This window comes from Psychrobacter sp. 16-MNA-CIBAN-0192 (genome assembly GCF_040309565.1).
Taxonomy (GTDB): domain Bacteria; phylum Pseudomonadota; class Gammaproteobacteria; order Pseudomonadales; family Moraxellaceae; genus Psychrobacter.
Genome location: NZ_JBEOOX010000125.1, coordinates 1 through 287, shown reverse-complemented (window position 1 = coordinate 287; position 287 = coordinate 1). Strand labels below are relative to the sequence as shown.

Genomic DNA, 287 nt, shown 5'->3' with positions numbered 1-287 from the left:
CTATAAGGCGCTCGGTATTAATTGTTTGTGCGTCAAACAATAACATATCTATATCTAAAGTACGTGGCCCCCAACGCTCGGCTTTTCTAACACGGCCATGCTCAAGCTCAATTGCTTGGGTTAAATCAAGCAGCTTTTCAGGGCTAAGCGTAGTGTTTATGCAGGCAACGGCGTTAATATAGTCAGGTTGGTCTTGTGGGCCCATGGGCTTACTCGCATAGTAATGCGAAACACTTATAAATTCACAATCTGGCAGCTTTTTAAGCGCGGCAATAGCGTTATCAAGC

Annotated in this window: 1 protein-coding gene; it reads right to left on the bottom strand. The window is 44.6% G+C overall.

The genetic code is table 11. The features are described from left to right. Positions 1-238: 2-amino-4-hydroxy-6-hydroxymethyldihydropteridine diphosphokinase (gene folK / locus AAEY78_RS12605; RefSeq protein WP_352339675.1), on the bottom strand; the 238-nt coding region annotated here is incomplete at its 3' end. Positions 239-287: the final 49 nt, after the last annotated feature.